Annotated in this window: 1 protein-coding gene; it reads right to left on the minus strand. The window is 68.5% G+C overall.

The window, feature by feature from the left end; all coding sequences use genetic code 11:
* Positions 1-285: 285 nt before the first annotated feature.
* Positions 286-990: an HNH endonuclease family protein gene (locus ACFVZH_RS40425; protein ID WP_384905648.1), complete on the minus strand. Its 705-nt coding sequence runs from the start codon at positions 988-990 to the stop codon at positions 286-288.
* Between the last annotated feature and the right edge of the window lie 186 nt (positions 991-1,176).

Here is a 1,176-nt window from a genome sequence, read left to right on the forward strand (position 1 = left end):
GAACAACGGATGCGCCAGAACCGAACGGTTCACCATGCCTTCCACCAGCAGAGCATGCCCACCCGCTATCACGCACCAACTCGTAAGCGGAGACCACCTGTCGGCGGATCAGAACCTGCGCCCGATCAGGCGCCGCCGTACGGTCGTCACGGACTCCCTACAGGATGGGCGCCCACAGCCGGTCCCGCGTCCCCGCACGTGCGCGGGACCGGCCCCACCCCACCGAAGACCGCCCCGACCGCGGCGCCGGCCGCCGCCCTCCTCACCTGAAGGCGCCTACGGGGATCAGTCGACGGGCTCGTAGCTGACGATGGTCTCCGAGCAGTCCTCGGCGAGTCCGAGAAGGGCCTGCCGCTCGTCTTCGTCGGCAGCCAGATCCCAGCGGAGCTTCGTGCCGACCCAGGTGGCGGCGTAGGTGCAGTGGTAGGAGGCGTCCGAAGGCAGCCACTCGGCCGGGTCCTTGTCGGCCTTGGACCTGTTCGAGGCCGCGGTGACCACGATGAGAGTGTCGGGGCTGTCCTGGTCGTTGGCGTACGCCTCACGCCGCGCCGGGCTCCACGGTGTCTGCTCCGAGTCGTAGACCTCGGCGAGCGGGACGAAATGATCTACATCGAGCCGGGCCGCATCGGTGACGACCACGTTGTCGTAGGCGCTGAGCCAGGACCCGCCCGTCAGCTGACAGCCCGCCGTGACCAGGGGCGCCTCGACGGCCTCGGCCAGGATGGTCTCCTTGCGGGTATTGCAGCCGTCAGTGGCGTTCAGGCCCTTGTTCCAGTGCTTGTACAGGGTCCGGCTGTACCCCTCGCGATGCTCGGCAGCGACGGGGACCTGATCGATGGCCTCGAACAGCGACAGCATCACCTGGATCGACGGACCCGGGGCACCCCGGGACGACGTCCGCTGCGCATGGGGTGCGTCGGCTGCGGCCAGCGGGGACGCGGCAAGAAGGGGCAGGGTGGCAAGGACGAGGGCGGGCAGAGCGCGCCGCATCATGATGGTGATCACGATCGGCGTTCTATCGGGCGTCCGCGCCACCGGGAAGCGGTCCGCCGAAGTGATCACCCGGCCGGGTGCCGGATTTCACCGGAGAAACGATCTTTGCGTGGCCGTCCCGGCGGGGGTCTTGGTGCTCTAGGCACTGTTTCTTGGATCTCCTGACAGGGGCGGGGTGTTGAG

Source organism: Streptomyces sp. NPDC059534, assembly GCF_042743475.1.
Classification (GTDB): Bacteria; Actinomycetota; Actinomycetes; order Streptomycetales; family Streptomycetaceae; genus Streptomyces.